A 24383-nucleotide genomic window follows, 5' to 3' on the forward strand; every position below is an offset into this window, starting at 1 on the left:
AATCTTTCGCAGCGTTGCGATGGCCGTTTGCTGCGGTTAAAGGGCGCCCAGATCACCATGCATTCCTATGCGCAACAGCAGGACGAAACCCATGAACACCGCTGAAATGACCGCCAAAATCGCTGATGGACAGGGCTTTATCTCTGCACTTGACCAATCGGGTGGCTCCACACCGAAGGCGCTCAAAGGTTATGGCGTCGATGAAAGCGAATATTCGGGCGAAGAGGAAATGTTCGCTAAGATTCACGAGATGCGTTGCCGTATCGTAACCTCGCCAAGTTTCAACGGGGACAAGATTGTAGGCGCGATCCTGTTTGAAAAGACGATGAATGGTTCGACTGATGATGGCACACCGATCCCGACCCAACTGATCAATCGCGGCGTTGTCCCGTTTCTTAAAGTCGACGCCGGGATGCACGATGCGGAAAACGGCGCGCAGTTGATGAAAGATATGCCGCGCCTCGATGAGATGTGCGCGCGTGCAAAAGAACTGGGCGTGTTTGGTACAAAAATGCGCTCTGTCATCCATGAGGCTAATGAAGTAGGCATTGCTGCGAATGTCCGGCAGCAAATGGATTTCGGCCTGCGCATTCTGGACAATGGCTTGATGCCAATTCTGGAGCCAGAAGCATCGCTCGCAAGTGAGAGCCGTGCCGAGGCCGAGAAAATGCTGCTCGCAAATGCATTGGAACAGCTCGACCGTTTGGGTGATGACCAGCAGGTAATGTTCAAGCTGACCATTCCTTCGGAGCCAAACCTTTACAAACCTCTGGTCGATCACCCCAAAGTGCTTCGCGTTGTCGCATTGTCTGGCGGATATTCGCGAGAAGAAGCCGTTCGCGAACTGGCGAAAAACACCGGCATGATCGCCAGCTTTAGCCGCGCTCTGCTCGAAGAGCTGCGCGCGCAGATGGACGATCAGCAGTTTGATTCCTCGCTCGCCGAGGCAATCGACGAAATCTATACCGCTTCGGTTGCGGGTTGAATGGTCGACAGCCCGCTGGTTCCGACGCAGCTTTATCTGATCTCGCCACTTGAAACGGGTGGCGACTTTCCCCAGCGCCTCGAACGGGCGCTATCGGCGGGTGAGGGTGTTGTCACCGCCTTCCAGTTTCGGGTGAAGGGGCTGGATCAGCATGAGGCCGCCATGCTTGCGGCTCCGCTGCAGAAGATATGCGCGGAGCATGATGTGGCCTTTGTCGTGAATGACAGCGTTGCGCTGGCCAAGCGTTTGGGTGCTGATGGTGTGCATCTGGGCCAGTCGGATGGGTCGGTGAAGGAAGCGCGCGAAGAATTGGGGCGCGATGTCCAGATCGGAGTGACTTGCCATGGCAGCCGTCATTTGGCGATGGAAGCGGGTGAGCAAGGCGCCGATTATGTTGCATTCGGCGCGTTCTTCCCCAGCCAGACCAAGGAAACCGAGCACACTGCCGAAATTGGTCTCCTCGAATTCTGGAGCGAATTGTTCGAGATTCCGTCGGTTGCGATTGGTGGGATAACTCCGGACAACTGCGGGCCGATCGTGGAAGCTGGCGCAGACTTTATTGCCGTGTCCGGCGCCGTCTGGAATGGTGACGAGGTTGCCGCAATCAAAGCCTTTGCCGAAAAGCTGGGATGAGGAAACTCTGGATCGCATTCGCGATACTATCGCTCTGGCTAGCTGGAGTCGGTGGTTGGATAGGCCAAGGACCGGAAGAATCGCCATCTGATACCGCTGACGTTGCGATTGTGCTGGGCGCAGCTGTGGATGGCGATGAACCTTCGCCCGTATTTCGCGAACGTATCAACCATGCGATTGCGCTCTATCGACAGGGGCGCGTTGGCAGGATCGTTTTCACAGGCGGGCGCGGGCCGTCAGAACGGCTTGCCGAATCCCGGGTGGCGCATGACTATGCGATCGCTCAAGGTGTTGCCGAGGCCAACATTCTGACCGAAGAACAGTCGGCGACGACGCGGCAAAACCTGGTCCAAGCAGAGGCGGTGATGCAATCCCAAGATTTGGATACGGCGCTGGTGGTATCCGATCCGCTTCATCTGCGCCGGGCCATGCTGATGGCGGACAGCCTGGATATGGACGCGAAAGCCAGCGCCACTACGACGACGCGTTATCAGAGCGTATCCACCCAGCTGCCTTTTTTGCTGCGGGAAGTGTATTTCATCCATCATTTCTGGCTGTTTGGCGAGTAACTTAACGGCATCACGAATTGTGATCGATTGGGCGGCGGCCTATGCTATGTTCCAGTTGTGTGATGATTGGCTGCTAGGGTCGAAAGAACGATATGAATTTTGTTGACCGGATACTGACCATTGTCGCCACGGCGACGATTACCTCGGCCGTGTGGATCGTTGCTGGCGGAAGCTTGCTGGAAATGGCGGACAGCGAAAGCCAGCTTGAATCAACGCGGCCTGCGGAAGCAGCGCCGAGCCCGACACCCGCAGCCGACGCGGCGTCAGATAGCGAGAAAACCGGCGAGAGCTCGGCAAGCGAGCCAGCGAAATCGCTCGATACAGTGGCGGCAAGTAATCCTGACAAGTCAGAAGCGGCGAAGCTGATGGTGCCCGTGCTGAATGTCCGCCCGTCCGACCTTACAGACACATTTGCTGACCAGAGGCGGCATGGCGAGAAGCTGCACGAAGCGATTGACATCATGGCGCCCGAAGGAACATCGGTTGTTGCCGCTGGCCCTGGCACAATCGAAAAGATCTATGAATCGGATGCGGGTGGCAAAACGATCTATGTTCGATCGACCGACGGATTGACCATCCATTTCTACGCGCATCTCGATGAATATGCGGACGGCCTGAACGAAGGGCAGCGCGTGCGGCGTGGACAGCGATTGGGAACCGTTGGCAGCACGGGCAATGCGTCACCCAAAGCGCCGCATTTGCATTTTGCTATATTGCGAACGACCAAGGATGCTGAATGGTGGGAACCCGCCAATGCGGTCAATCCCTACATTCTTCTGACCCAATAGGGCTTTAAGCCGAACCGTTGCGGCGGACGCAGCGTATCCGGCCGGGCTTTCCCTCGCTATCGATCCAGCGCAGCGTGCCAGTGCCGGTCCGCTGAAAACGCATTCCGTTCATCGGCCCACGGGTGAAAACAACGTTTTCTCCGGTCAGCAGATATGTTCCCGAACCGTCTTTTGTTTCATAGGTAGAGGCATTGGCGATGATGAAATCCTTGTCCGGAATCTCGTGCCATGCGGGGCCCGCTGCATCACCTGGCGTTGAGCAGACATAGGTTCCATGAGGCAAGGTCCCAAGGCGGCCCTGCCGATCCTGCGCCTGGCCGGAAACCGGGGCCGTCACCATTGCGGCGATCAGCAACAAAGAAGGGGTGTGAGGCTTGAAGGTCATTGTGTTTGCGGCACTAGCCATTTCAAGGTCATAATGCCAGCTACCTTGCCCGTCGCTGACTGCTCGGCTAAAGGCGCGGCACATTGTGCTACACCAAGGTACATGTCTTTATCACAAGGCTCTTTGAATCATGAAAATCAGCGGCGTGGACATCCGTCCCGGCAACATAATCGAATATGAAGGCGGCATCTGGAAAGTCGCCAAGATCCAGCATACGCAGCCCGGCAAGGGCGGCGCCTATATGCAGGTTGAAATGAAAAACCTGCAGGACGGGCGCAAAACCAATGTCCGCTTCCGCAGCGCCGACACTGTCGAGAAAGTAAGGCTCGATACCAAGGAATTCCAGTTCCTCTACGAGGATGGAGAGCTGTTGGTGTTCATGGATGGCGACACTTACGAGCAGATCAACCTTGAGTCTGATCTACTCGGCGACGCCAAGGATTTTCTGCAAGACGGCATGCAAGTCACTCTGGAACTGTGGGAAGAAAAACCCATCAGCGTCGCATTGCCCGATCAGATCGAAGCCGAGATTGTCGAAGCCGACGCGGTGGTAAAGGGGCAGACCGCTTCTTCCAGCTATAAACCCGCCGTCCTTGATAATGGTGTCCGCGTTATGGTGCCGCCACATATCGAAGCCGGTACACGCGTTATTGTCGATGTGTACGAAAGGACATATGTCGGTAAGGTGAGTTAAAATAGGGACGGGAGTGTCGACATGGCTGAAGTCAATCATCCAAAACTGGCCGGGATTGACCTTAAGACTAGCTATATACTTGGCGTAATCTACGACGACGAGTCGCTTACGCTGGAAATAGACTTCCATTTGCTTGACGATCACCCGTCCTTCGGAAAACCGGAAAATGAAGAAGGATGTTACAAGCAGGGATTCATTCGTTTTTCCGAAATGGATGACCTGCGGCTCAAGAAAACAAAATCCGCCGACGGCGAAGAAGTTGATTTGAGCGACATCTACTCAGCCCAGTTTGAAGGCGATTATGCTTTTCTCTCAAGCGGTTGGGGCGAAATTGAACTGACCGCGAAATCGATCCAGATCGCGCTGGATTGATTAGGCGATCACATAAGGAAATACACAAGTGGCAGCATTATCGGGCCTGATCCGCGTGATGGAACGCGCAGCACGCAAGGCGGGCCACCGCCTGCGCCGCGATTTCGGCGAGGTTGAGCATCTGCAGGTTAGCCGCAAAGGGCCAGCAGATTTCGTGTCCAAAGCCGACATGCGATCCGAACGGACGATCTATGACGAATTGCTAGAAGTACGCCCCGATTGGGGATTTGTGCTCGAGGAAGCCGGAACTATCGAGGGTGCGCCGGACATGCCGCGCTGGATTATTGATCCGCTCGACGGGACCAGCAACTTTCTTCACGGAATCCCGCATTTCGCGATTTCTATTGCGGCGCAAGAGCCGAAGCCCGGCGGGCAAGGCTGGGGCGATATTATCGGGGCGGTTGTTTACAACCCGATCACCGATGAGACTTTCTGGGCAGAAAAAAACCGCGGCGCCTGGTTGCAGGATGCGCGGCTCAGGGTTTCGGCGCGGCGCAATCTTGGTGAAGCGCTGATTTCCACAGGAATCCCATTTCAAGGTCATGGTGATTTTGCCGAATGGACCAAGATATTCGGCGCCATTGGCCCGCAAGTTGCAGGAATCCGGCGCAACGGCGCGGCCTCGCTCGATCTCGCCTGGCTCGCTGCGGGCCGCTATGACGGCTTCTGGGAGAGCGGCCTGAACGATTGGGACACCGCCGCCGGTTGCTTGTTGGTGCGCGAAGCCGGCGGCTTTATCAGCGATTATCGTGGGCGGTCAGAGCCGATCCATTCGAAACAAATCCTAGCGGCCAATGATGCGCTTCATTCGAAGATGCACAAATTGCTGGCCGGGGCGCTGAAGAAATAGCCAAATTGGGTGCTTGAAGCGCGGGCGATGCCCCGCTAAGCGCGCAACTGCATTGCAGGCGTGCCCCTGTGGTGGAATTGGTAGACGCGCTCGACTCAAAATCGAGTTCCTAACGGAGTGCCCGTTCGAGTCGGGCCAGGGGCACCACAATTTGCTTGTGTTTCAGCCCAGTCTTTGAGATTCACTGACTCGACGATGCTGAGTATCCCCTCTTTTCACGCGATGGCCGCAATGGCCATTACGATTGCGATGTTTGTCGGCTTCGTTCGTGGAAAACTGTCGATCGAGATTGTCTCGTTGCTAACCATCGCAGTGATCGCGGTTGGCCTCTATTTCTTCCCCATCGGCGATGCCGCCCCGACTGACGGGCTGGCGCTCGCTTTCTCTGGTTTCGGGCATTATGCGCTCATCACAATCTGTGCGCTGATGGTTATGGGGCGGGGACTAGTTGTTACCGGAGCGCTCGAGCCAGCGGCACGCTTCCTAGAGCGTGTGTTCAAGATCAACCTTCAGCTCGGCCTGCTGGTTTCGCTACTGATCGCATTCATCCTTTCGATGGGTGTCAACAATACGCCGGTTCTGGTGTTGCTGATGCCGATTTTTGTGGTGCTGGCAGCTCGCGGGGCGATGCCCGCGTCAAAGACCCTGATGCCGCTCAATTCGGCTTCGCTTTTGGGCGGCATGGCAACGACCATCGGTACGTCGACAAATATCCTGGTGGTTTCGATTGCGGTCGATCTGGGCATGCCGCGCATGGGGGTATTCCATTTCACGCCGATTGTGCTGCTCGCCTCGTTGGTGGCGCTGCCCTATCTGTGGTTGGTGATGCCGCGATTGCTCGGTGATAATCGGGTTGAGCGCGAAGATTCGGTGCGGCGATTTGAAACGCGCCTCAGGATTGGCGAAGACAGCGAGCTGATCGGAAAGAACGCCTCGGAAATTCTTCCGCTGCTTCCCGAAGATATCCGGTTTGAGGATGAACCATTGGGTCACGTGACCCAGCAGCAGCGCCTGCGCGTTTCAGGCACGCATCAAGGTATCGAAGATGCCATGCGCACGCTGAAGGGTGAAATAGCACCAACATGGGTGATGGACCGGATCCGCAGGCAGTCGGACGAAACGTCGCAAGATATCGTCGTGATGGAAATGACGGTTACCGCGGATTCGCGGCTGATTTCGCGAAGCCTTTCGACAACCGGCATTGCTGATCGTTATGGCGTCGCGATTTTGGGAATTCACCGGCCGACCCGGGTTATGGGTAAAGCCGACCAGTATGACGCCGCTGGCGATTTGCTGATGGCAGAAGGCGATGTGCTGCTGGTCATGGGATTGCCCAATGATCTGCAGGATTTCGCGCATAAGGATAGCCTGTTGATCCTGGATGGTGCACGCGAATTGCCGCGCCGTTCAAAGGCACCGCTTGCGGGCGGGATCATGCTGGGATCGGTTTTGCTCGCATCGTTTGGTTTCTTGCCGATTGCGATTTCGGCACTCGCTGGCGCTATTCTGATGTTCCTGACCGGCTGCGTAAAGTTTGACCGCGTGGGAAGGGCGCTTTCGGGACAAGTCATCGTTCTGGTTGCTGCGAGTATCGCGATTGGCCGGATCATTCTGGAAAGCGGCGCGGCGGCGTGGCTGGGCGAGCTTTTGTCGCTGGGGCTGCATTTTCTTCCGCCCGCAGCGATCCTTGCAGCGATCATGCTGTTTGTAACCGTGCTGACCAATTTTGCTTCGAACGCCACCGCGGCAACTGTAGGAACGCCCATTGCGTTCAGTATCGCGCAGCAGCTTGGCTTGCCGCCCGAACCGATGATCCTTGCGGTTCTGTTTGGTTGCAACTTGTCTTACGCGACCCCGATTGCCTATCAGACCAACATGCTGATCATGTCAGAGGGCGGCTATGAGTTTAACGACTATGTGCGCACCGGTGTGCCGCTTGTCATTTTGATGATCACGACCTTGTCGATTTTGCTGGTATTGGCTTACGGAATGTAACGAATTGCAGGCGTGCGAAGCGCCTTTTGGGAGAGGAATATGTTCAAGAAACTTCTGATCGCTGGCGCATCCATCGCCGCGCTTTCGACCCCCGTGCACGCTGACGAACTTCGCGATGCGGTTGCGGCGGACATGCCGGAATTGATGGAGCTTTACCGCGATCTCCATGCCAATCCCGAGCTGAGCTTTCAGGAAGCCGAAACGGCGGCGAAACTGGCCAAACGTGCGCGGGCCTTGGGTTTTGAAGTTACCGAGCAAGTGGGCCAGACCGGCGTGGTTGCGGTTATGAGGAACGGTGAAGGTCCCACCGTCATGTTGCGCGCCGACATGGACGGTTTGCCGGTGGTCGAACAAACCGGGCTTCCATACGCGTCAAAGAGGATTTCTACGCCGGCATCGGGTGTCGAAACGGGCGTAATGCACGCCTGCGGCCATGACACGCATATGACCGCATGGATCGGCGCGGCTCAGCAACTCAGCCAGCGTAAGGATGAATGGTCGGGCACTTTGGTCATGATCCTGCAACCCGCCGAAGAACTGGGTGAGGGCGCGTTGGCCATGCTAGAGGACGGATTGTTCGAGCGTTTTCCCAAACCCGAATATGTGCTCGGATTTCACGATGCCGCGCAATTCCCCGCCGGGATGATCGGATATTCACCCGGGTATGCACTGGCCAATGTAGACAGTGTGGACATCACCATTCCGGGCGTGGGTGGCCACGGCGCCTATCCGCATACAACAAAGGATCCTATTGTTCTGGCCAGCGCGATTGTGATGCGATTGCAAACGCTCGTCAGCCGTGAAAGCAGCCCGCTTGATCCGGCCGTGATTACCGTTGGAAGCTTCCATGCCGGTGCAAAGCACAACATCATTTCCGACGAGGCCAAGCTGCAACTGACCGTTCGTTCCTATTCGGATGAATCGCGCAAATTGCTGCTCGACGGGATCGCCCGTATTGCCAAAGGCGAAGCAATCACCGCCGGTATGCCGGAAGACAGAATGCCGACTGTATCGGTGCAGGATCCCTACACACCCGCTACGTACAATTCGCCCGACTTTACCGAAGAAGTCATGGCCGGGTTCCGCACGCGTTTCGGCGCTGACATGGTTCGCCAGGTGCCATCAGTGATGGGAGGCGAGGATTTCGGTCAATTCCGGCGGGCAGATCCTGACGGGATCAAGTCGCTGATATTCTGGGTAGGCGGTGTCCCGGCGGATGAATTTGCCAAAGCGCAAGCGGGTGAAGCAACTCTTCCTTCATTGCACAGCCCGTTCTGGGCGCCCGATGCGGAGAAGATTGTTGCGACGGCAACCGAAGCGATGACCAGCGCAACTATCGAGATAATGGCGCCGTCTGCGGCTGTCGGTCAGTAATCTGCACTCTGGCCGCTGCGCCCGGAGCGGCGGAGTGACGCTGCCGTTGAATTTTGTACAACGCTTTCGGTGACCACCGGATTTTCGCCGTTGTTCAGCTTGGTCAGAACGGCTTCCTTCTCCTGGTCGGACAATGCGAGGAACTGCTCTCGAGTAAGGCCGAGTTTAGCAAGCTCGGCATCGGAAACCGATTTCGACAGTTTCGACAGCCTGCGGCTTGCAGCCGGAGTGCTCGACGCAAAACCGTTGCCGATGATATCCTGTCCGCCGCCTCCGCTGTAGAAAGTGTCCAATCCCGGAGATGCCGCGCCAGCGTTGGAATTGCGCACCACCAGCTTCGGTTCGAGATCGACATCCTGCACATATTCTTTCGCGGTTTCCACACCGCCAGCCACGGCCTCACGCTTTTCGCCATCGGCAAACAGCGCGATCGCAGCAGTCAGCGCGATCGTAACCAATGCAAAATGGCGGTACATTTTTGCATTGAACATAAGGAGAGGCTGATGCTTGACCATGGTTTCCCCTTAGCCCGCAGTCATTAACCACAGCATCCTGCCTATGGTTACCAGAACCTTTCGCTGAAGCGCTGGCTCCCAAAAATTGACGGCCGCCGAGGCAGGGAACCTCGACGGCCGTACTCTCCTCCCCAGGAGACTGTTAAATTGGGTTAGCTATAGGTGCCGAGCCGGTGATGGAGCGCGTTGATCTTGGCGAGCTCTTCGCGATCATCGGTCGTCTTGGCGTGGCTGGCGAGTGCTGTGCGGAGCAGTTTGAAGTCCGCTGTCGAAAGCAATGCCCGGGCCCGACCGGGTTCGCCGGTTTTTGTGGCTGTATCAGTCATTGTACTTCTCCTTATGCAGCAGCAAACTGGTTCATGGTGTTGTTGGCGCCGCCAGCTTTCAGCGCGGCTTCACCGGCGAATGCTTCCTTGTGATCGTCGCCAATGTCGCTGCCCGACATGTTCTGGTGCTTCACGCAAGCGATACCTTCGCGGATTTCCTTGCGCTGAACGCCTTTTACGTAGCCGAGCATACCTTCGTCACCGAAATACTCCTTGGCGAGATTGTCGGTGCTCAGCGCGGCGGTGTGGTAGGTCGGCAGCGTGATCAGGTGGTGGAAAATACCGGCCTGCGCAGCGGCATCGCGCTGGAAGGTGCGGATTTTCTCGTCGGCTTCGGTCGCAAGATCGCTATCGTCATAGTCAGCGCTCATCAGGCGATCACGGTCATAATCGCTTGTGTCTTTGCCCGCTTCTGTCCACGCATCGAAGACCTGCTGACGGAAGTTGAGCGTCCAATTGAAGCTAGGCGAGTTGTTGTACACCAGCTTCGCATTTGGGATCACTTCGCGGATACGGTCAACCATTCCGCCAATCTGGCCGATATGTGGCTTCTCGGTTTCGATCCAGAGCAGGTCGGCACCGTTCTGCAGCGATGTGATGCAGTCGAGAACGCAGCGGTCTTCGCCGGTTCCAGGGCGGAACTGGAACAGGTTGGATGGCAGACGCTTCGGGCGAAGCAACTTGCCTTCGCGGCTCAGGAAGACATCGCCATTCTGCATGTCAGCAGGGTCGATTTCTTCGCAATCGAGGAAGCTGTTATACTGGTCGCCCAGATCGCCTTCTTCCTTGGTTACCGCGATTTGCTTGGTTAGGCCTGCGCCGAGCGAGTCGGTGCGGGCGACGATGATGCCGTCTTCAACACCCAGTTCGAGGAAAGCGTAACGGATCGCGCGGATTTTCTGCAAGAAATCTTCGTGCGGCACGGTGACTTTACCGTCTTGGTGGCCGCATTGTTTCTCGTCCGAGACCTGGTTCTCGATTTGTAGCGCACACGCGCCAGCTTCGATCATTTTCTTGGCAAGAAGATATGTAGCCTCTGCGTTACCGAAACCAGCGTCGATGTCGGCGATGATCGGAACAACGTGCGTTTCATAGTTGTCGATGGCTTGCTCGATGCGCTTGGCTTCAACTTCGTCGCCATTTTCGCGCGCTGCATCGAGGTCGCGGAACATTCCGCCGAGCTCGCGAGCATCGGCTTGCTTGAGGAAAGTGTACAGCTCTTCGATCAACGCAGGAACGCTGGTTTTCTCGTGCATCGACTGATCGGGAAGGGGGCCAAACTCGCTGCGCAGAGCGGCAACCATCCAACCCGAAAGATAGAGGTAACGCTGTTTGGTGCCGCCGAAGTGCTTCTTGATCGAGATCATCTTCTGCTGCGCGATAAATCCGTGCCAGCAACCGAGCGACTGAGTGTAGTTTGCCGGATCAGCATCGTAAGCTTCCATATCGTCGCGCATGATTTTTGCGGTGTATTTCGCGATATCGATGCCGGTGTTGAATCGGTTTTGCAGCTGCATCCGCGCAGCGGTTTCCGCGTCGATCGCGTTCCATGGCGATCCCGCGCCGCTGATTGTCTCGTTCAGTTCGCTGATTTTGCCTTGGTAAGTCACGATAATTCTCCAAATGAGGGGAGGCATATTGCCTGCGGTCACCAACCTTATTGCGGCGGCTTCGCCCAATTGACAGAAAAACTTACAAACTATCTTGTGTTTCGGCGTCGAAAATGGCAGTTTACGGTGTAATGTTGTAAAGAAAGTTACAAAATGTCCGAAGGCCCGTTGTTCGCTGGTCCTGCAATCCGGCGATTGCGCAAGAAGGAGGGATTGACGCAAGCCGCAATGGCAGCGCGCCTGTCGATCTCGTCCAGCTATCTCAATCTGATCGAACGCAATCAGCGCCCATTGTCCGCACGTGTCGTGTTTCAGGTTGTTGACCAGTTCGACTTTGATCCGCGTAATTTGCGCGAAGATGAATCGATCGGCGGCGTCGATGGGCTCGCGCGTAGATTTGCTGACGAACGCTTCGCTGAATTTGGCATCGACCGTGATGAATTGACAGAGTTCCTTGCATCGGCGCCACAAGTCGCAGCTGCCTTCGCAAGACTGTATGATACCGCAGGTAGAAGCGTGGACGAAGGCAGCGATCCGATGGCTCAGTCGCGCGTGGAAGTGGAGCGTTGGCGCAATCACTTCGCCGATCTGGATGAGAAGGCAGAAGAGCTCGCGGACGAGATGCGACTGTCGCGTAGCGACATTGGCTTGGGGCTGACAGAACGGCTGCGTGAGAAACACCAATTGGCAATCCGGATCCTTCCGCGTGAGGTAATGCCAGATGCACTACGCCGGTTGGATCTTCATGCTCGCCAGCTTCAATTGTCCGAAATGCTCTCGCCGGCGTCGCGCAATTTTCAAGTGGCGTTGCAAATTGCGCAGTTGGAGCAGCAGGAAGAGATTTCAGGAATTGCTTCCGGCGCGCAGTTTACCGACGAGGCGGCGCGAAAGTTGTTTGAACGCCACTTGCTCGGATATTTCGCCGCTGCCCTGCTTATGCCCTATTCACGCTTTTTGCGGGCCTGCGAGGCGACCAATTACGACTTGCCGGTGCTTCGCCGCCGATTCGGGGTCAGTTTTGAACAATTGGCGCATCGGCTCACAACTTTGCAGCGCGTTGGTCAGCGCGGGTTGCCATTCTTTATGGCAAGGATTGATCGTGCGGGGCAGTTCTCGAAGCGCTTCGCGGGTGCGAGTGGATCGACGCTGCTCGAAAGTGATGCCAGTTGCCCGCTATGGGTGGCGAATAGCGCATTTGAGCGGCCCGGAGAGCTGTGCTGCCAAACCGTTCTGGCGCAAGGCGTTGATGCCGGCCCCGACCATTGGTTCACCATTGCAAGAACGGTGGAGGGGAGCGGATCGAGCGGCGAGGCACGCTTCGTCATTATTCTTGGGCTCGAATCCAAACTTGCGGGCGATCTGGCGCAGGCAAGAGGCCAGAATCTCTCAGCCGAGGATGCGCAGCGGATCGGAATGGGTTGCGCGAGATGCCATCGTCCGTCCTGCCGCCAACGTTCGTTACCACCACGCGGGGCGCAATTACGGTTCGATCCGATCGTTCGAGGTGTAACGCCCTTCCGGTTTGGCGAGCGTTGACCAAATGCAAAGGGCAGGGAACCTTGCCTCGCGGTTATTCGTTGGTGTGCACATCAGGAGATAATTATGACCGAAGAACGCACCACAACGACTACGACGCCGGATGGTAACACACATTCAGAAACGGTAATTCGCACGGAAAGCTCTGGTGGCGGATCGAAGGGTTGGCTTTTCCTTGTCGTGTTACTCGTGGCAGTCGTAGCGGCGATTATCTATCTGACCCAGATGAGCGGTGCAGAAGTCGCCAAAGACAACGCGATCGCCGATGCAGCCAACCAGGTCGGCGACGCTGCCGAACAAGCTGGCGATGCCGTCGAGGAAGTCGCCGACGAAATTACTGACGGAGAGTAACCGCTGGTTAACCAGTGAAACCCGCATTTTTCGTCGGAAAAGCGGGAGACTGTAAAGTTTACCGACATTTCATATCTTTCCCGTATCTGAGTGATCCTTCGAAGGATTACCGGACCGGGACAGATGATCCGATTATTTAAGCATTATATTCCCAATGCCGTCATGTTGCTGGCGCTGTTTGACCTTGCACTGTTGCTGCTGGGCGGTGAGCTCGCGTGGCTGCTGCGCGCGTCGCAGATCGGGATGGACCCTGGAACCATAGCTGAACGGTCGATCTCGCTGATTGGATTTATCAGCGTTGTATGGCTGGCGATGGTGTCAGTCGGTGTCTACGGCAATGACTCGCTACGCTCCATGCGGTTTGCCGCCGCCAGGCTGCTGGTTGCGATAAGCCTGGGCATTATTGCGTTGTCTTTCATCGACTTTTTGCTCCCCGGATCGACATTTTGGCGTTCGACATTGCTCTACGCGATGGGAATTTCGGTGGTGCTGCTGTTGCTCAACCGGATGTTGCTCGGCGCATTTTTGGGGCGGTCGGCTTTCCGACGTCGCGTTATGGTACTCGGGGCCGGTAACCGCGCAATGCGTCTTCGCAAACTGGGCGAAGACCCGGGAGCCGGTTTTGCTATTGTGTCGTTCATCGGCATGAACGAAGGCGAACAGGTCGTCGAAGATGCAATACCGCGCGCTGCGGTTCATGATCTGGGGCGTTTCGTTGAAAACCTCGATGCCCGCGAAGTGGTTTTGGCGCTGGAAGAGCGCCGCAATTCGCTACCGCTGAAAGATCTTCTGCGGATGAAAACGATGGGCGTTCACATCAATGACTTCAGCAGTTTCGTCGAGCGCGAAACGGGCCGCGTTGATTTGGACTCGGTCAATCCGAGCTGGCTCATTTTCTCTGACGGTTTCTCGTCGGGGCGGTTGTTTTCAAGCGCCGCCAAGCGGGTGTTTGACGTTGTCGCCAGTTGCATCCTTCTCGCTATCACGCTGCCGATCATTCTTCTTTTCGCATTGTTGGTGAAGCTCGACAGCAAAGGGCCGGCATTTTTCCGTCAGGAACGCGTCGGTTTGTATGGCCAGAGCTTTGATTTGATCAAATTGCGGTCAATGCGGACCGATGCCGAAAAAGATGGTGCTAAATGGGCGGAGAAAGACGACCCGCGCGTGACCCGCTTGGGCAAATTTATCCGCAAGGTCCGGATTGACGAATTGCCACAGACATGGAGCGTTCTGAAAGGCGAGATGAGCTTTGTCGGCCCGCGGCCAGAAGTGCCCAAATTTGTCGGCGATCTGGAAGAGCAACTTCCCTATTATGCAGAACGCCACATGGTGAAGCCCGGAATTACCGGATGGGCGCAAATCAATTACCCCTACGGCGCTTCGATCGAGGACGCGCGGCACAAGCTCGAATACGATCTCTATTACGCGAAGAACTACACGCCGTTTCTTGATCTGCTGATCATGCTGCAAACACTGCGCGTAGTGCTGTGGCCTGAGGGGGCCCGTTGATGCCTGCCAGCGCCGACATCTGGAGCCTGGTTGGCTTCATCCTCTATCTGGGGGGAGCTGCGGTTTGTGCGCTCGCTGCCGGGTGGACTCATTCACGGGGCGACAAGGACCGGCCGGACCACGATGCGGTTGTCGCTGCGCTTGGTCTGACAGCTGTCTGGTGCGTGGTGACCGCGGCGCTTTCGGCCAGTTCACCGCTTGCGATCGTTTTTGAGACCGCGCGCAATCTTGCCCTAATCTTGGCGCTTTACCGGCTGTTTGCCAATGACGGGCGCGACCAAACACTCAAGCCCATGCGGTTGGTTGTGCTGGTGCTTGTCGGCGTCGAGATTCTCCAGATCGGTCTACTGTTCGTTGCAATCAACTTTGCAATCACTGACGAACTCAGCGCGCTTGTGTTCCAAGTGTCAACGATGTTCCATGTGATGGTTTCGGTGGCTGCATTGGCACTGTTGCACAGTCTGTATGTCGGAGCCGCACCCGGCTTTCGGCCTATGCTTCGCTGGAGTGCCTCGGGCCTTGCCGCGATGTGGGCTTTTGACCTCAATTTTTATGCTGTGGCCTATATGGCTGGCGGTTTGCCGGCCGAGCTGCTGGCGATCCGCGGGCTGGTGGCCGCAACCATAGCGATCCCGCTAGCCATCGGTTCAAAGCGGAGTGCGGAAAATATCCGCCTGCGGCCTTCGCGCAGCGTTGCCTTCCAATCGTTGTCGCTGCTGGCGATTGGTACATATCTGCTGGTGATGGTGGGGATTGCCAAATCGCTCACCGTAATCGGCGGGGACTTTGGCCGGTTGGTGCAAGTTGGTTTCACCTTCATTGCCACCGTAGTGGCCCTGCTTTGGCTCCCTTCACAACATTTGCGGGGCTGGGTGCGCGTTACTGCGGTCAAACATCTGTTCCAGCACCGCTATGATTATCGTGCAGAGTGGCTGCGCTTTACCCAAACCATCGGTCAAGGTGACGGGGATAGCGAACCGCTACAAAAACGTGCGATCAAAGCGATGGCTGACATAACCGACAGCCCGTCAGGACTGTTGCTGCTGCCTGGTGACACGGGCGGATTTGAGCTGGCCTCTCGCTGGTCGTGGCAGGGGATCGATGTTCCAGCAGATCCGGTCCACAGCGAACTAGCGGCATTGTTCGAAAAAACGGGATTCATTCTCGATGTTGACGAAGTAAGGGTTGGGAAGGCCCAATATAGCGAATTGGAAGAACTTCCCGACTGGATCCGTGATGAAAGTGATGTCTGGGCGCTGATCCCGCTACTCCATTTCGACCGTCTCACCGGAATTATTGTGCTCGCTCGTCCTTCAGATCCGCGACAGCTGGATTGGGAAGATTTCGATCTGTTCCGCGTCGTCGGGCAGCAGCTAGCCAGTTATCTAGCGGAACAATCGGGCCAACAAGCGCTAATGGAATCGGCCAGATTTGACGAATTCAATCGCCGGATTGCGTTCGTTATGCACGACATCAAGAACTTGGCGAGCCAGTTGGCTTTGCTGGCCCGCAATGCAGAACGTTATGCGGAAAACCCGGACTTTCGCGCGGACATGCTTGTCACGTTGCGCAACAGTGCCGACAAGTTGAACGCGCTACTGGCGCGTTTGGGCCGGTACGGTAAAGGTGGGCTGGAGAAACGGGAGCCGGTCGATCTGGCTCTCGTCGCAACCAATGTCGCCAGCCAGTATGCGGGCGCGCATCCGGTTTCGGTCGTACGCGACGACAGCAGCACGATCTTGGCGGATGGGGAAGCGCTCGATCAGGCATTGGTCCATCTGGTCCAAAATGCCATCGATGTGAGCGACCAAGACTCCCCTGTATATCTCGACGTTACCAGCGACGGCGTGCGCGGGCGGATCGATATTGTCGATTCTGGCGTCGGTATGAGCGCAGAATTCGTCCGCAACGGCCTGTTCAAGCCCTTTGTTTCTTCGAAAGCGGGCGGATTCGGCATCGGCGCCTTCGAAGCACGCGAGATAGTACGCACGATGGGCGGACGGCTCGAAGTCGAATCGCGCGAAGGTCTTGGTACCCGTTTCATCATTTCCTTTCCGCTAGCCGAAGTCAGCGAACTACTTCGCAAGCCCCAATCGCAATCAACTGACGAGGCCGCCTGATGGCTAACAACAAATCCGATGCACTGCCGAAACTCCTGATCGTCGAGGATGACGAAGGGCTGCAGGCGCAGCTCAAATGGGCCTATGAAGATTTTGATGTGACAATCGTCGGCGACCGCGAGAGCGCTTTGGCGGCTGTCCGCGCGGAGGAGCCTTCGGTGGTGACGCTCGATCTGGGCCTGCCGCCGGATCCCGACGGGACGAGCGAGGGTTTTGCCGTGCTTGACGCGATTATGGCGCTTAAGCCCGAGACAAAAGTCATTGTCGCCTCGGGGCATGGCGCGCGGGAAAGTGCACTGCAGGCAATCAAGCACGGGGCCTATGACTTCTATCAAAAGCCCGTGGATATAGAAGCGCTTGGCTTGATCGTGCGCCGCGCGCTCAACCTCACCAAAATCGAGGAAGAAAACCGCAGGCTGGCCGAGCAGGCGGGCGACGACAAGACGGTACTGGGTACCTTGATCACAGCAGCGCCTGAAATGGTCAAAGTTGCGCGGACGATAGAACGGATTGCCAAAACCAATGTTTCGGTGATGCTGCTGGGTGCGAGCGGAACGGGTAAAGAGTTGCTGGCCAAAGGGCTACACGACGCAAGCGATCGGAAAGACGGCGCGTTTGTTGCCATCAATTGCGCTGCGATCCCCGAGAATCTTCTCGAGAGTGAATTGTTCGGTCACGAGAAGGGCGCGTTTACCGGCGCGGTGAAAACCACCGAAGGTAAAATTGAACAGGCGCATGGCGGCACCCTGTTTCTCGACGAAGTCGGTGACATTCCATTGCCGCTGCAAGTCAAACTGCTGCGATTCTTGCAGGAACGCACGATTGAAAGGATTGGCGGGCGCAAGCAGATTGAAGTCGATACGCGCATTGTTTGCGCCACGCACCAGAACCTGGAAGAGATGATAGGTGAGGGCACGTTCCGCGAAGATCTGTTCTACCGCTTGGCGGAAATCGTCGTGAAAATTCCTGCGCTTGCCGATCGTCCGGGCGACGCGACTTTGCTGGCCAAGGCTTTCCTGAGCCGGTTCGCCGAAGAGATGAACCCTCAGGTCAAGGGGTTCGCCAGCGATGCGATGGCCGCGATTGATGCCTGGAACTGGCCGGGCAATGTGCGCGAGCTGGAAAACCGTGTGAAGCGCGCGGTCATCATGGCGGACGGGAAGCTTGTGGGCGTTGAGGATCTCGATCTAGAAGATGCGGAGTCGGAGGATGCGCATGCGCTCAATCTGAAAAGCGCGCGCGAGCAATCCGATCGCAAGATGATCCGGCATGCATTGGCCCGAAGCGAAGGCAATATTTCGAGCACCGCCAAAATGCTCGGGATAAGTCGTCCTACGCTCTACGATTTGCTCAAACAGTATGACCTTCACGCGTAATCGCAACTCTTGGAAAGTCGCGGCTGCGGCGTTGTGCCTGGCTATTGCTGGGTGCGGCGAATCCGCGCCTGAGCTGACGCCTATCGAACAGGCGCGCAGCGCGCTGGCGCGCGGCGATGGGCTGGGTGCCGAGTTGATTTTGCGCGAGATGATGGCGAATGGCGCGTCGCGAGATGATGTTGCCGCATATTTCGGCGAAGCGGAACTTCAGCAGGGCGAATTGGCCGAAGCACGCCAATGGCTGGAGGCCGGCGAATTCTCCGATCAGTCGCGTGGGCATGGTTTCCATATGCTGGCCCGCCTTGAAATGCGTGAGGGCAATTTACCGGCGGCGGGAGAGGCCTTTGACAAATCGCTGGCGGTAACGCGCGAGAATTCCGAATTGTGGGTCGACATCGGGCGTTTGCGCTATCGCGGAGGGGAGCAGGTTCAAGCGGTCGAGGCGAGCCTATATGCAGTCGAGCTCGATCCAGAGAATGCCGCCGCGCTCCAGTTCCGCGCGCAACTAGTGCGCGACTCCGAAGGCATGAATGCCGCGATCCCGTGGTTCGAACGGGCGATCGAGCGCAATCCGAAAAATGTTGAGCTTTTGGGTGATTATGCCGCGACTTTGGGTGAACTGGGCCGCGCGCGTGACATGTTGAAAGTCGTGCGCGACATTGCGCGGATCGATCCAACAAACCGCAGAATATTCTATCTTCAGGCGGTACTGGCGGCGCGCGGCAGCAAGTTCGAGCTCGCCCAGACGCTGCTTCTGCGAGCAAGCAAGGATGACCGAGAAAAGCCTGCCGGAATGCTGCTTTCGGGCATCATCGACATCGAAAACGGAAACTACGCAAGCGCTGCTCAAACTTTGGAGCGGCTCGCTTCGCAGCAGCCCGACAACGGGCGGGTTCGGCAACTGCTGGCTCGCGCATTGTCGTTGGGCGGCAATGATAAAGAACTGATTTATCGCTATGGAGAATTGGCGAGGCGGCCAAGCGCGTCGCCATATCTAAGAACGTTGGTTGGGCGGTCATACGAGGCGCTTGATGATCGAGAGCAGGCGGCATTCTTCATTGACGCCGCTGCTCGACGGCGTCCGGGCAATCTGGTCGCTGTACAAAGCGACACGGCACTCGATGTTGCGGAAGCCAGAGGGCCGGAAAGCGGACTTGATGCGCTTGCTCTGGTGCGAGGCCGTGTGAATGGCGGAGATGCCGGCGGGGCGGCTTCGGCGGCGAACGCATTCCTTGAGAGGTTCAAAGGGTCTTCGGACGCCTTGACGCTGGCAGGCGACGCCAATCTGGCCGCGCGCCGCAACAACATTGCGATCGAGCGCTATGCCCAAGCGGCATCAATCCGCGCGCCGTGGACGCTGACGCGCAAGCGAATTGTGGCGTTGGACGCATCTGGCAAAAAGGATGAAGCTTTGTCGCTGCTTGCCAACTATCTGGTTGGCGATCCGGGAAATGTAGAGGCAGCAACAGCCTTGGCAATCGCTGCGGGTTCACGCGGGGACTGGCACGGTGCAGCAGTTTTTGCAGATCACGCAATCGCCAATGGTGGCATGCGCGATCCGGTGCTGCTTTCACTGCGCGCCGAGATAGCCATCCGAACCGGCGATTCAGCGTTGGGAATTGAACTAGCCGAGGTCGCATATAGCATCCAGCCAATGAGCAGGGAAGCGACCAAGGCGCTTGCGATAGCGTACCGACAACTTGAAGGCGGTGAACAGCTGGCGGCGGCTCTCGAAGCTAAACTGGCGCGCTTGCCCGACTAACACCTTCAACTAACTGGCGTGTCGACTTTTGTTCTGGCCGCAGGCAGGGCATGCGCGATGCTTCGAATTCTTACCAATATCGATCTGATGGTCCGCTTGCTGATCCTCGCCATCGCGCTTGCGACGGTGTTTCCAGCGGTGGGAACTGGTCGCGAGATTGCCCAAGTGATCTCGAATATCGGGATATTCTCCCTGTTCTTTCTGAATGGTGTGCGTCTGTCGCGCGGAGAGGTGCTTGCCGGGATCGGCAATTGGCGTTTGCTGCTGCCGCTGACCCTCTGGTGCTTTGGAGCAATGGCGCTGGCGGGTTGGGGGCTTTCTGCTTTGGGGGAGGGAGTGCTTCCCGCATTTGTAGCGCTGGGCTTGCTCTACCTTGGCGTACTGCCATCGACGGTACAATCAGCCACGGCCTATACCTCGATCGCCGGTGGAAATGTGGCGAGCTCGGTGGTGTCGGCGGCATTGCTCAACATTATCGGCGTGTTTATCAGCGCGCCGATCTTCGCATGGCTGAGCGGTGGAGCGCTTGTGCAGCTTGGTCCGGAAGGGGTGTTCAAGATATTCATAATTGTTCTGCTGCCATTTGCGATGGGGCAGATCTTACAGACCCGCCTGCAAATTTGGCTGGGCGCGCATCCGTCTTTGGTTGGCTGGATGGACCGCATTGCAATTGCAATCGCGGTCTATGTCGCGTTCTCAGGCGCGGTCGAACAAGGTCTGTGGAGCAAGCTTGATCCCGCTGGTTGGGGCTGGCTTGTGCTTATCATCGGCGCATTTCTGGCATTCGGATTTGCAGGAGCATGGATCCTCTCGCGCGGCTTGGCGCTTGCGCCGGAGGATCGAATTTCTTTCACATTCGCGGGTGCCCATAAGAGCCTGGCAATGGGTGCTCCGCTCGCACTGGTGCTGTTCACGCCGGAATCAGCAGGGATGCTGCTGGTTCCGTTGCTTCTATACCACCTGCTGCAATTGGTCGTATCGGCACCGCTGGCTAAGCGTTTTTCGAATTCGCTTCGTCGGCTGTAGGCTCATTCTTGTTGGTCCGGATCGACCACCAAAGTGAAAGGCCGATAAGCATTGCTCCGATCAAGCCGGTGATCGTTTCGGGAATATGGAATTTCGCCGAAGCCAGCATGATACCGCCGAGCACGATGATCGCCCAGAATGCGCCATGTTCGAGAAATCTGTACTGCGCCAATGTTCCTTGCTTGACCAAATGAATGGTCATCGAGCGGACAAACATTGCGCCGATGGATAGGCCCAACGCGATCACGATCATGTTGTTCGACAGCGCAAAGGCACCGATCACACCGTCAAAGCTAAACGATGCGTCGAGCACGTTGAGGTAAAGGAACCCGCCGAGGCCGCTGCGCACAACCGCGCCTTGGAGCTTGGCTGCCTCTTCCTTCATTTCCAATATGGTGTTGATCCCTTCAACCGCGATGAAGGTGACAAGCCCCAATATGCCGGAAATCAGAAATGTGAGCGCGTCCGCAGGGTCGAGCAAAGTGGAAATTCCCCACATTACCAACAGCAAAAGGGCAATCTCTGCTGCAGGCAGTGCAGCGAATTTCGATAGCTGTTTCTCGACCAAGCCGATCCAGTGAATGTCTTTTTCCAGATCGAAGAAGAATTTCAGGCCGACCATAGCGAGAAATGCCCCGCCGAAACCGGCAATTCCGACATGCGCAGAACTGACAATTCTTTCATATTCGACCGGATCGTTGAGCGACAGATCAATGGTTTCGAGCGGGCCCAGCCCGGCAGCGATAGCGACAATCGCCAAGGGAAAGACAATCCGCATGCCGAACACAGCAAAGGCAATACCCCAGGTGAGGAAGCGCCTTTGCCAGATGTCGCTCATGTCCTTGAGAACGGATGCGTTGACCACCGCATTGTCGAAGCTCAGCGAAATTTCGAGAACCGACAGGACAATCACGATCCACAATAGCGATGCGGTCCCCGCAATGGTGCCGGTGCTGGTCCAGCCATACCAAATGGCAAGGCCAAGGCAGACCAGCGTGAACAGGAACGAAAATTTGTAATAACGGAGAAGGGTTTGCATGCGTAACGCCTATGGTTGCAATCGCAGCCAGCTAGAGAAAACCTCTCGCCGCCGCAATTGGCCGATTATTTTTTGGGTTGGTATGTTTGCGCTTCGCCCGGGAAGCTGCGATCGCGCACTTCGCTGGCGTAGCTTTCGACAGTTTTCTCGATCATCGATGCGATGTCGTCATACTTCTTCACGAAGCGCGGTACGCGCTCGAACATGCCGAGCATGTCTTCGGTGACAAGCACCTGACCATCGCACTGCGCGGATGCCCCGATGCCGATTGTGGGACAGGCGATGGCTTTGGTCACTTCGATGGCAATTGGTTCTACGACGCCTTCTATTACCACGGCAAATGCCCCGGCATCGTCCAACGCCTTTGCGTCATTCACGATCTTGTCGGCCTCACTCTCGCTGCGGCCGCGAGCCATATAGCCACCCAGAACGTTTACGGCCTGAGGGGTAAGGCCGACATGTCCCATCACCGGAATGCCGCGCTTGTTCAGAAACTCCACGGTTTCTGCCATGGCTTCGCCGCCTTCCAGCTTAACCGCAGCAGCCCCTGTTTCCTTGAGCAAGTAAGACGCGCTTTCAAAAGCTTGCTCTTTCGACGCTTCGTAGGATCCGAAAGGCAAATCGACCACAACCACCGAATGATAGCTGCCGCGAACTACGGCAGCACCATGATTGGCCATCATTTCCAAAGTCACCGGAATTGTCGAAGGCAGGCCGTAAATAACCTGGCCGAGTGAATCGCCGACCAGCAAGAGATCACAATGCGCATCCAGCAATTGCGCCTGACGGGCCGTGTAGGCCGTCAGCATTACCAATGGCTCTTCGGTTACGCCGTCCACTTTCCGCCGCCGGATTTTCGGCACCGTCAGGCGCTTCATCGGCGCCGGAGTGGGGTTCGCGCGGCTTGTGGATGTATCGAGCTGAAAGGTCGTAGACATTTCACGCTTCTAGCCGAGTCGTGGATTTGCGCAAATGGTTGCTCGACTAGGGCCGGGATTCAGGGCAAAAGCGCGGTGAGAAGTCGGCGCAGAGCCGCTCGGGAGAAGATTACAATGGTTTCTACGGCAGGCACCCAATCGGGTGAACAAGGCTGGTCCTCACGCTCAGCATTCATCCTTGCAGCGGTCGGCGCTGCGGTTGGTTTGGGCAATATCTGGCGTTTTCCGACACTGGCTGGTGAGAGCGGGGGCGGGGCATTCGTTCTCGTTTATATCGGCTTTGTGGTGCTGCTCGGCCTGCCGCTGGTCCTTTCCGAGATTATGTTGGGCCGCGCGGGTGGAGAGGACGCGATTGGATCGGTAGAAAATGTTGCCAGGGAATCGGGAGTATCGACCCGTTGGAAAGGGTTGGGCGCGCTACAGATTACCAGTGGTTTCCTTATCCTGTCCTTCTATTCGGTGGTTGCCGGTTGGGTGATCAACTATGTCTATCTGGCAGGCGGTGACTTCCTCGGCGCGGTAATGTCGGGAGATGTTTTTGCCGGGGCATTTGCGGGCGAAACGCAAGACCAGATAACCGGGCGTATGGGTGATCTGTTTGCCGATCCGACCCGGTTAATCATTCTGCATGCGATCTTCATGGCGGCGACTATCTGGATTGTGGCCAGCGGTGTGCATGACGGCATTGAAAAGGCTGCGACATGGCTGATGCCGGCATTTTTTGTGCTGCTCGTCATCATCACGATCTACGGCGCATTAACCGGCAACTTTGGCGAAGCGGTTGCGTTCCTGTTCACTCCTGATTTCAGCAAGCTGTCACCGGTGGTTCTGAACGAAGCTCTTGGTCAGGCGCTGTTTTCGCTGAGCCTCGCCGCTGGTGGGCTGCTGACATACGGTGCCTATGTCTCGAAAGACGTCAATCTCGCCCCGACAGCGGGTATGATTGCGATGGCGGATACGACGGTTGCGATCCTTGCCGGTTTGATGATTTTCCCGATCGTCTTCGCTGTTGGTCTCGACCCGGCAGGTGGTCCGGCTCTGATTTTCCAGACGCTTCCGGTGGCATTCAATGAAATGCCGGCAGGCGCGTTGGTCGGCTTTGTGTTCTTTATCCTGATTTTCTTCGCGGCGCTGACCAGCTCTATCTCGCTGCTTGAGGGGCCAACCGCATGGGTGATCGATAAAACAGGCTGGGCGCGGAAGAAGGCCGCAATTGTGGTTGGCCTGGTCGCGTTCGCAATCGGTGTCACCTGCGCATTGGGATATAATGTCTGGTCAGAAGTACGGCCGCTCGGCTTCTGGAATATTTTCGCGGAAACCGACATTCTCGACACGCTGGACGGGTTTACCGGCAAGATCATGCTGCCGCTTGGCGCGTTGTTGGTCGCGCTCTTCGTTGGTTGGCGTGCCGATGCCAATATGGTGAAAGCCCAAACCGGATTGTCGGACGGAATGTTCCTTGTCTGGCGTTTCCTGGTCGCCTGGGCAGCGCCCATCGCGGTATCTCTGGTGCTGCTGTTTGGACTGGTTCCGGGCCTGCTCGGCTAACGAAGTTTTCAGGGAAAAAGGAGAAGGCCGCTTCTGGGAAGAGGCGGCCTGTCCATTCTCTGTGGTCTTGTAAGTCGAGGGG

The 24383-nt window shown here is 56.7% G+C and carries 23 protein-coding genes and 1 tRNA gene; 18 read left to right on the top strand and 6 right to left on the bottom strand.

Annotated elements, in window-relative coordinates; translation table 11 throughout:
• Window positions 1-91: 91 nt before the first annotated feature.
• The 4 genes from GRI41_RS04645 to GRI41_RS04660 all read left to right on the top strand — a co-directional run bounded on the left by GRI41_RS04645 (window position 92) and on the right by GRI41_RS04660 (window position 2975).
• The gene (locus GRI41_RS04645) at window positions 92-985 is read left to right on the top strand and encodes a fructose bisphosphate aldolase (RefSeq protein WP_160603585.1); all 894 of its coding nucleotides are present in this window, start codon (window positions 92-94) and stop codon (window positions 983-985) included.
• Window positions 986-1618 (top strand): thiamine phosphate synthase, encoded by a 633-nt coding sequence (thiE, locus tag GRI41_RS04650; RefSeq protein WP_160603586.1) that lies wholly within the window; start codon window positions 986-988, stop codon window positions 1616-1618.
• The gene (locus GRI41_RS04655; protein WP_160603587.1) at window positions 1615-2187 is read left to right on the top strand and encodes a YdcF family protein; all 573 of its coding nucleotides are present in this window, start codon (window positions 1615-1617) and stop codon (window positions 2185-2187) included. Before thiE ends, GRI41_RS04655 begins: the two co-directional genes overlap by 4 nt.
• 92 nt (window positions 2188-2279) lie before the next feature.
• On the top strand, window positions 2280-2975 hold the full coding sequence (locus tag GRI41_RS04660) for a M23 family metallopeptidase (protein WP_160603588.1): 696 nt from the start codon (window positions 2280-2282) through the stop codon (window positions 2973-2975).
• A 4-nt stretch (window positions 2976-2979) separates the two neighbouring features.
• Here GRI41_RS04660 and GRI41_RS04665 read toward each other — a convergent pair whose 3' ends face one another.
• Window positions 2980-3360 (bottom strand): elongation factor P, encoded by a 381-nt coding sequence (locus GRI41_RS04665; protein WP_235901055.1) that lies wholly within the window; start codon window positions 3358-3360, stop codon window positions 2980-2982.
• Window positions 3361-3490: 130 nt separating this feature from the next.
• On the opposite strand from GRI41_RS04665, the gene efp reads away from it, so the two are divergent.
• From efp to GRI41_RS04695, 6 genes are all read left to right on the top strand, one after another.
• The gene (efp, locus tag GRI41_RS04670) at window positions 3491-4054 is read left to right on the top strand and encodes an elongation factor P (RefSeq protein WP_160603589.1); all 564 of its coding nucleotides are present in this window, start codon (window positions 3491-3493) and stop codon (window positions 4052-4054) included.
• A 21-nt stretch (window positions 4055-4075) separates the two neighbouring features.
• The gene (locus GRI41_RS04675) at window positions 4076-4426 is read left to right on the top strand and encodes a hypothetical protein (protein WP_160603590.1); all 351 of its coding nucleotides are present in this window, start codon (window positions 4076-4078) and stop codon (window positions 4424-4426) included.
• 28 nt (window positions 4427-4454) lie between these two features.
• Window positions 4455-5276, top strand: coding sequence for an inositol monophosphatase family protein (locus GRI41_RS04680; protein ID WP_160603591.1), 822 nt, complete (start codon window positions 4455-4457; stop codon window positions 5274-5276).
• 62 nt (window positions 5277-5338) lie between these two features.
• Window positions 5339-5423, top strand: a tRNA-Leu gene (locus GRI41_RS04685).
• 84 nt (window positions 5424-5507) lie between these two features.
• Window positions 5508-7271, top strand: a complete 1764-nt coding sequence (locus GRI41_RS04690) for an SLC13 family permease (RefSeq protein WP_328600514.1) — start codon at window positions 5508-5510, stop codon at window positions 7269-7271.
• 39 nt (window positions 7272-7310) lie between these two features.
• Window positions 7311-8645: an amidohydrolase gene (locus GRI41_RS04695; RefSeq protein ID WP_160603592.1), complete on the top strand. Its 1335-nt coding sequence runs from the start codon at window positions 7311-7313 to the stop codon at window positions 8643-8645.
• Here the strand turns inward: GRI41_RS04695 and GRI41_RS04700 are convergent.
• From GRI41_RS04700 to GRI41_RS04705, 3 genes are all read right to left on the bottom strand, one after another.
• Window positions 8639-9121 carry a hypothetical protein gene (locus GRI41_RS04700; RefSeq protein WP_160603593.1) on the bottom strand — a complete coding sequence of 161 codons (483 nt, stop codon included), beginning with the start codon at window positions 9119-9121 and terminating at the stop codon, window positions 8639-8641. The two genes, GRI41_RS04695 and GRI41_RS04700, sit on opposite strands and share 7 nt — an antisense overlap.
• Before the next feature lie 191 nt (window positions 9122-9312).
• The gene (locus GRI41_RS14225) at window positions 9313-9486 is read right to left on the bottom strand and encodes a hypothetical protein (RefSeq protein ID WP_202388657.1); all 174 of its coding nucleotides are present in this window, start codon (window positions 9484-9486) and stop codon (window positions 9313-9315) included.
• A gap of 11 nt (window positions 9487-9497) precedes the next feature.
• Window positions 9498-11096: an isocitrate lyase gene (locus GRI41_RS04705; RefSeq protein ID WP_160603594.1), complete on the bottom strand. Its 1599-nt coding sequence runs from the start codon at window positions 11094-11096 to the stop codon at window positions 9498-9500.
• Window positions 11097-11249: 153 nt separating this feature from the next.
• Here GRI41_RS04705 and GRI41_RS04710 point away from each other — a divergent pair, with 153 nt between their 5' ends.
• From GRI41_RS04710 to GRI41_RS04740, 7 genes are all read left to right on the top strand, one after another.
• Window positions 11250-12632, top strand: coding sequence for a helix-turn-helix domain-containing protein (locus tag GRI41_RS04710; protein WP_160603595.1), 1383 nt, complete (start codon window positions 11250-11252; stop codon window positions 12630-12632).
• A gap of 66 nt (window positions 12633-12698) precedes the next feature.
• Window positions 12699-12983 carry a hypothetical protein gene (locus GRI41_RS04715; RefSeq protein WP_160603596.1) on the top strand — a complete coding sequence of 95 codons (285 nt, stop codon included), beginning with the start codon at window positions 12699-12701 and terminating at the stop codon, window positions 12981-12983.
• A 123-nt stretch (window positions 12984-13106) separates the two neighbouring features.
• A complete protein-coding gene (locus tag GRI41_RS04720) occupies window positions 13107-14492 on the top strand; it encodes a TIGR03013 family XrtA/PEP-CTERM system glycosyltransferase (protein ID WP_160603597.1) in 1386 nt (461 codons plus the stop codon).
• Complete coding sequence (gene prsK, locus GRI41_RS04725) at window positions 14492-16612, top strand: XrtA/PEP-CTERM system histidine kinase PrsK (protein ID WP_160603598.1); 2121 nt, start codon at window positions 14492-14494, stop codon at window positions 16610-16612. The genes GRI41_RS04720 and prsK overlap by 1 nt, the downstream gene beginning before the upstream one ends.
• Window positions 16612-17988 (top strand): PEP-CTERM-box response regulator transcription factor, encoded by a 1377-nt coding sequence (gene prsR / locus GRI41_RS04730; protein WP_160603599.1) that lies wholly within the window; start codon window positions 16612-16614, stop codon window positions 17986-17988. The genes prsK and prsR overlap by 1 nt, the downstream gene beginning before the upstream one ends.
• Window positions 17972-19750, top strand: coding sequence for a tetratricopeptide repeat protein (locus tag GRI41_RS04735; protein ID WP_160603600.1), 1779 nt, complete (start codon window positions 17972-17974; stop codon window positions 19748-19750). The genes prsR and GRI41_RS04735 overlap by 17 nt, the downstream gene beginning before the upstream one ends.
• 57 nt (window positions 19751-19807) lie before the next feature.
• Window positions 19808-20776 carry a bile acid:sodium symporter family protein gene (locus GRI41_RS04740; RefSeq protein WP_160603601.1) on the top strand — a complete coding sequence of 323 codons (969 nt, stop codon included), beginning with the start codon at window positions 19808-19810 and terminating at the stop codon, window positions 20774-20776.
• Here GRI41_RS04740 and GRI41_RS04745 read toward each other — a convergent pair.
• Both GRI41_RS04745 and panB read right to left on the bottom strand, forming a co-directional pair.
• Window positions 20742-21815, bottom strand: coding sequence for a DUF475 domain-containing protein (locus GRI41_RS04745; RefSeq protein WP_160603602.1), 1074 nt, complete (start codon window positions 21813-21815; stop codon window positions 20742-20744). The genes GRI41_RS04740 and GRI41_RS04745 overlap by 35 nt on opposite strands.
• A 65-nt stretch (window positions 21816-21880) precedes the next feature.
• On the bottom strand, window positions 21881-22753 hold the full coding sequence (gene panB / locus GRI41_RS04750) for a 3-methyl-2-oxobutanoate hydroxymethyltransferase (RefSeq protein ID WP_160603603.1): 873 nt from the start codon (window positions 22751-22753) through the stop codon (window positions 21881-21883).
• 114 nt (window positions 22754-22867) lie between these two features.
• Between panB and GRI41_RS04755 the strand changes: the two genes are divergently transcribed.
• On the top strand, window positions 22868-24301 hold the full coding sequence (locus GRI41_RS04755; protein WP_160603604.1) for a sodium-dependent transporter: 1434 nt from the start codon (window positions 22868-22870) through the stop codon (window positions 24299-24301).
• Window positions 24302-24383: the final 82 nt, after the last annotated feature.

The organism is Pontixanthobacter aquaemixtae (assembly GCF_009827395.1).
In the GTDB taxonomy this organism is placed as follows: domain Bacteria; phylum Pseudomonadota; class Alphaproteobacteria; order Sphingomonadales; family Sphingomonadaceae; genus Pontixanthobacter; species Pontixanthobacter aquaemixtae.

Bases quoted from the DNA above. Each gene is read 5' to 3' on its own strand.
- GRI41_RS04645 (WP_160603585.1), top strand. From the start codon at position 92: ATGAACACCGCTGAAATGACCGCCAAAATCGCTGATGGACAGGGCTTT.
- thiE (WP_160603586.1), top strand. From the start codon at position 986: ATGGTCGACAGCCCGCTGGTTCCGACGCAGCTTTATCTGATCTCGCCA.
- GRI41_RS04655 (WP_160603587.1), top strand. From the start codon at position 1,615: ATGAGGAAACTCTGGATCGCATTCGCGATACTATCGCTCTGGCTAGCT.
- GRI41_RS04660 (WP_160603588.1), top strand. From the start codon at position 2,280: ATGAATTTTGTTGACCGGATACTGACCATTGTCGCCACGGCGACGATT.
- GRI41_RS04665 (WP_235901055.1), bottom strand. From the start codon at position 3,360: ATGACCTTCAAGCCTCACACCCCTTCTTTGTTGCTGATCGCCGCAATG.
- efp (WP_160603589.1), top strand. From the start codon at position 3,491: ATGAAAATCAGCGGCGTGGACATCCGTCCCGGCAACATAATCGAATAT.
- GRI41_RS04675 (WP_160603590.1), top strand. From the start codon at position 4,076: ATGGCTGAAGTCAATCATCCAAAACTGGCCGGGATTGACCTTAAGACT.
- GRI41_RS04690 (WP_328600514.1), top strand. From the start codon at position 5,508: ATGGCCATTACGATTGCGATGTTTGTCGGCTTCGTTCGTGGAAAACTG.
- GRI41_RS04695 (WP_160603592.1), top strand. From the start codon at position 7,311: ATGTTCAAGAAACTTCTGATCGCTGGCGCATCCATCGCCGCGCTTTCG.
- GRI41_RS04700 (WP_160603593.1), bottom strand. From the start codon at position 9,121: ATGTACCGCCATTTTGCATTGGTTACGATCGCGCTGACTGCTGCGATC.
- GRI41_RS14225 (WP_202388657.1), bottom strand. From the start codon at position 9,486: ATGACTGATACAGCCACAAAAACCGGCGAACCCGGTCGGGCCCGGGCA.
- GRI41_RS04710 (WP_160603595.1), top strand. From the start codon at position 11,250: ATGTCCGAAGGCCCGTTGTTCGCTGGTCCTGCAATCCGGCGATTGCGC.
- GRI41_RS04715 (WP_160603596.1), top strand. From the start codon at position 12,699: ATGACCGAAGAACGCACCACAACGACTACGACGCCGGATGGTAACACA.
- GRI41_RS04720 (WP_160603597.1), top strand. From the start codon at position 13,107: ATGATCCGATTATTTAAGCATTATATTCCCAATGCCGTCATGTTGCTG.
- prsK (WP_160603598.1), top strand. From the start codon at position 14,492: ATGCCTGCCAGCGCCGACATCTGGAGCCTGGTTGGCTTCATCCTCTAT.
- prsR (WP_160603599.1), top strand. From the start codon at position 16,612: ATGGCTAACAACAAATCCGATGCACTGCCGAAACTCCTGATCGTCGAG.
- GRI41_RS04735 (WP_160603600.1), top strand. From the start codon at position 17,972: ATGACCTTCACGCGTAATCGCAACTCTTGGAAAGTCGCGGCTGCGGCG.
- GRI41_RS04740 (WP_160603601.1), top strand. From the start codon at position 19,808: ATGCTTCGAATTCTTACCAATATCGATCTGATGGTCCGCTTGCTGATC.
- GRI41_RS04745 (WP_160603602.1), bottom strand. From the start codon at position 21,815: ATGCAAACCCTTCTCCGTTATTACAAATTTTCGTTCCTGTTCACGCTG.
- panB (WP_160603603.1), bottom strand. From the start codon at position 22,753: ATGTCTACGACCTTTCAGCTCGATACATCCACAAGCCGCGCGAACCCC.
- GRI41_RS04755 (WP_160603604.1), top strand. From the start codon at position 22,868: ATGGTTTCTACGGCAGGCACCCAATCGGGTGAACAAGGCTGGTCCTCA.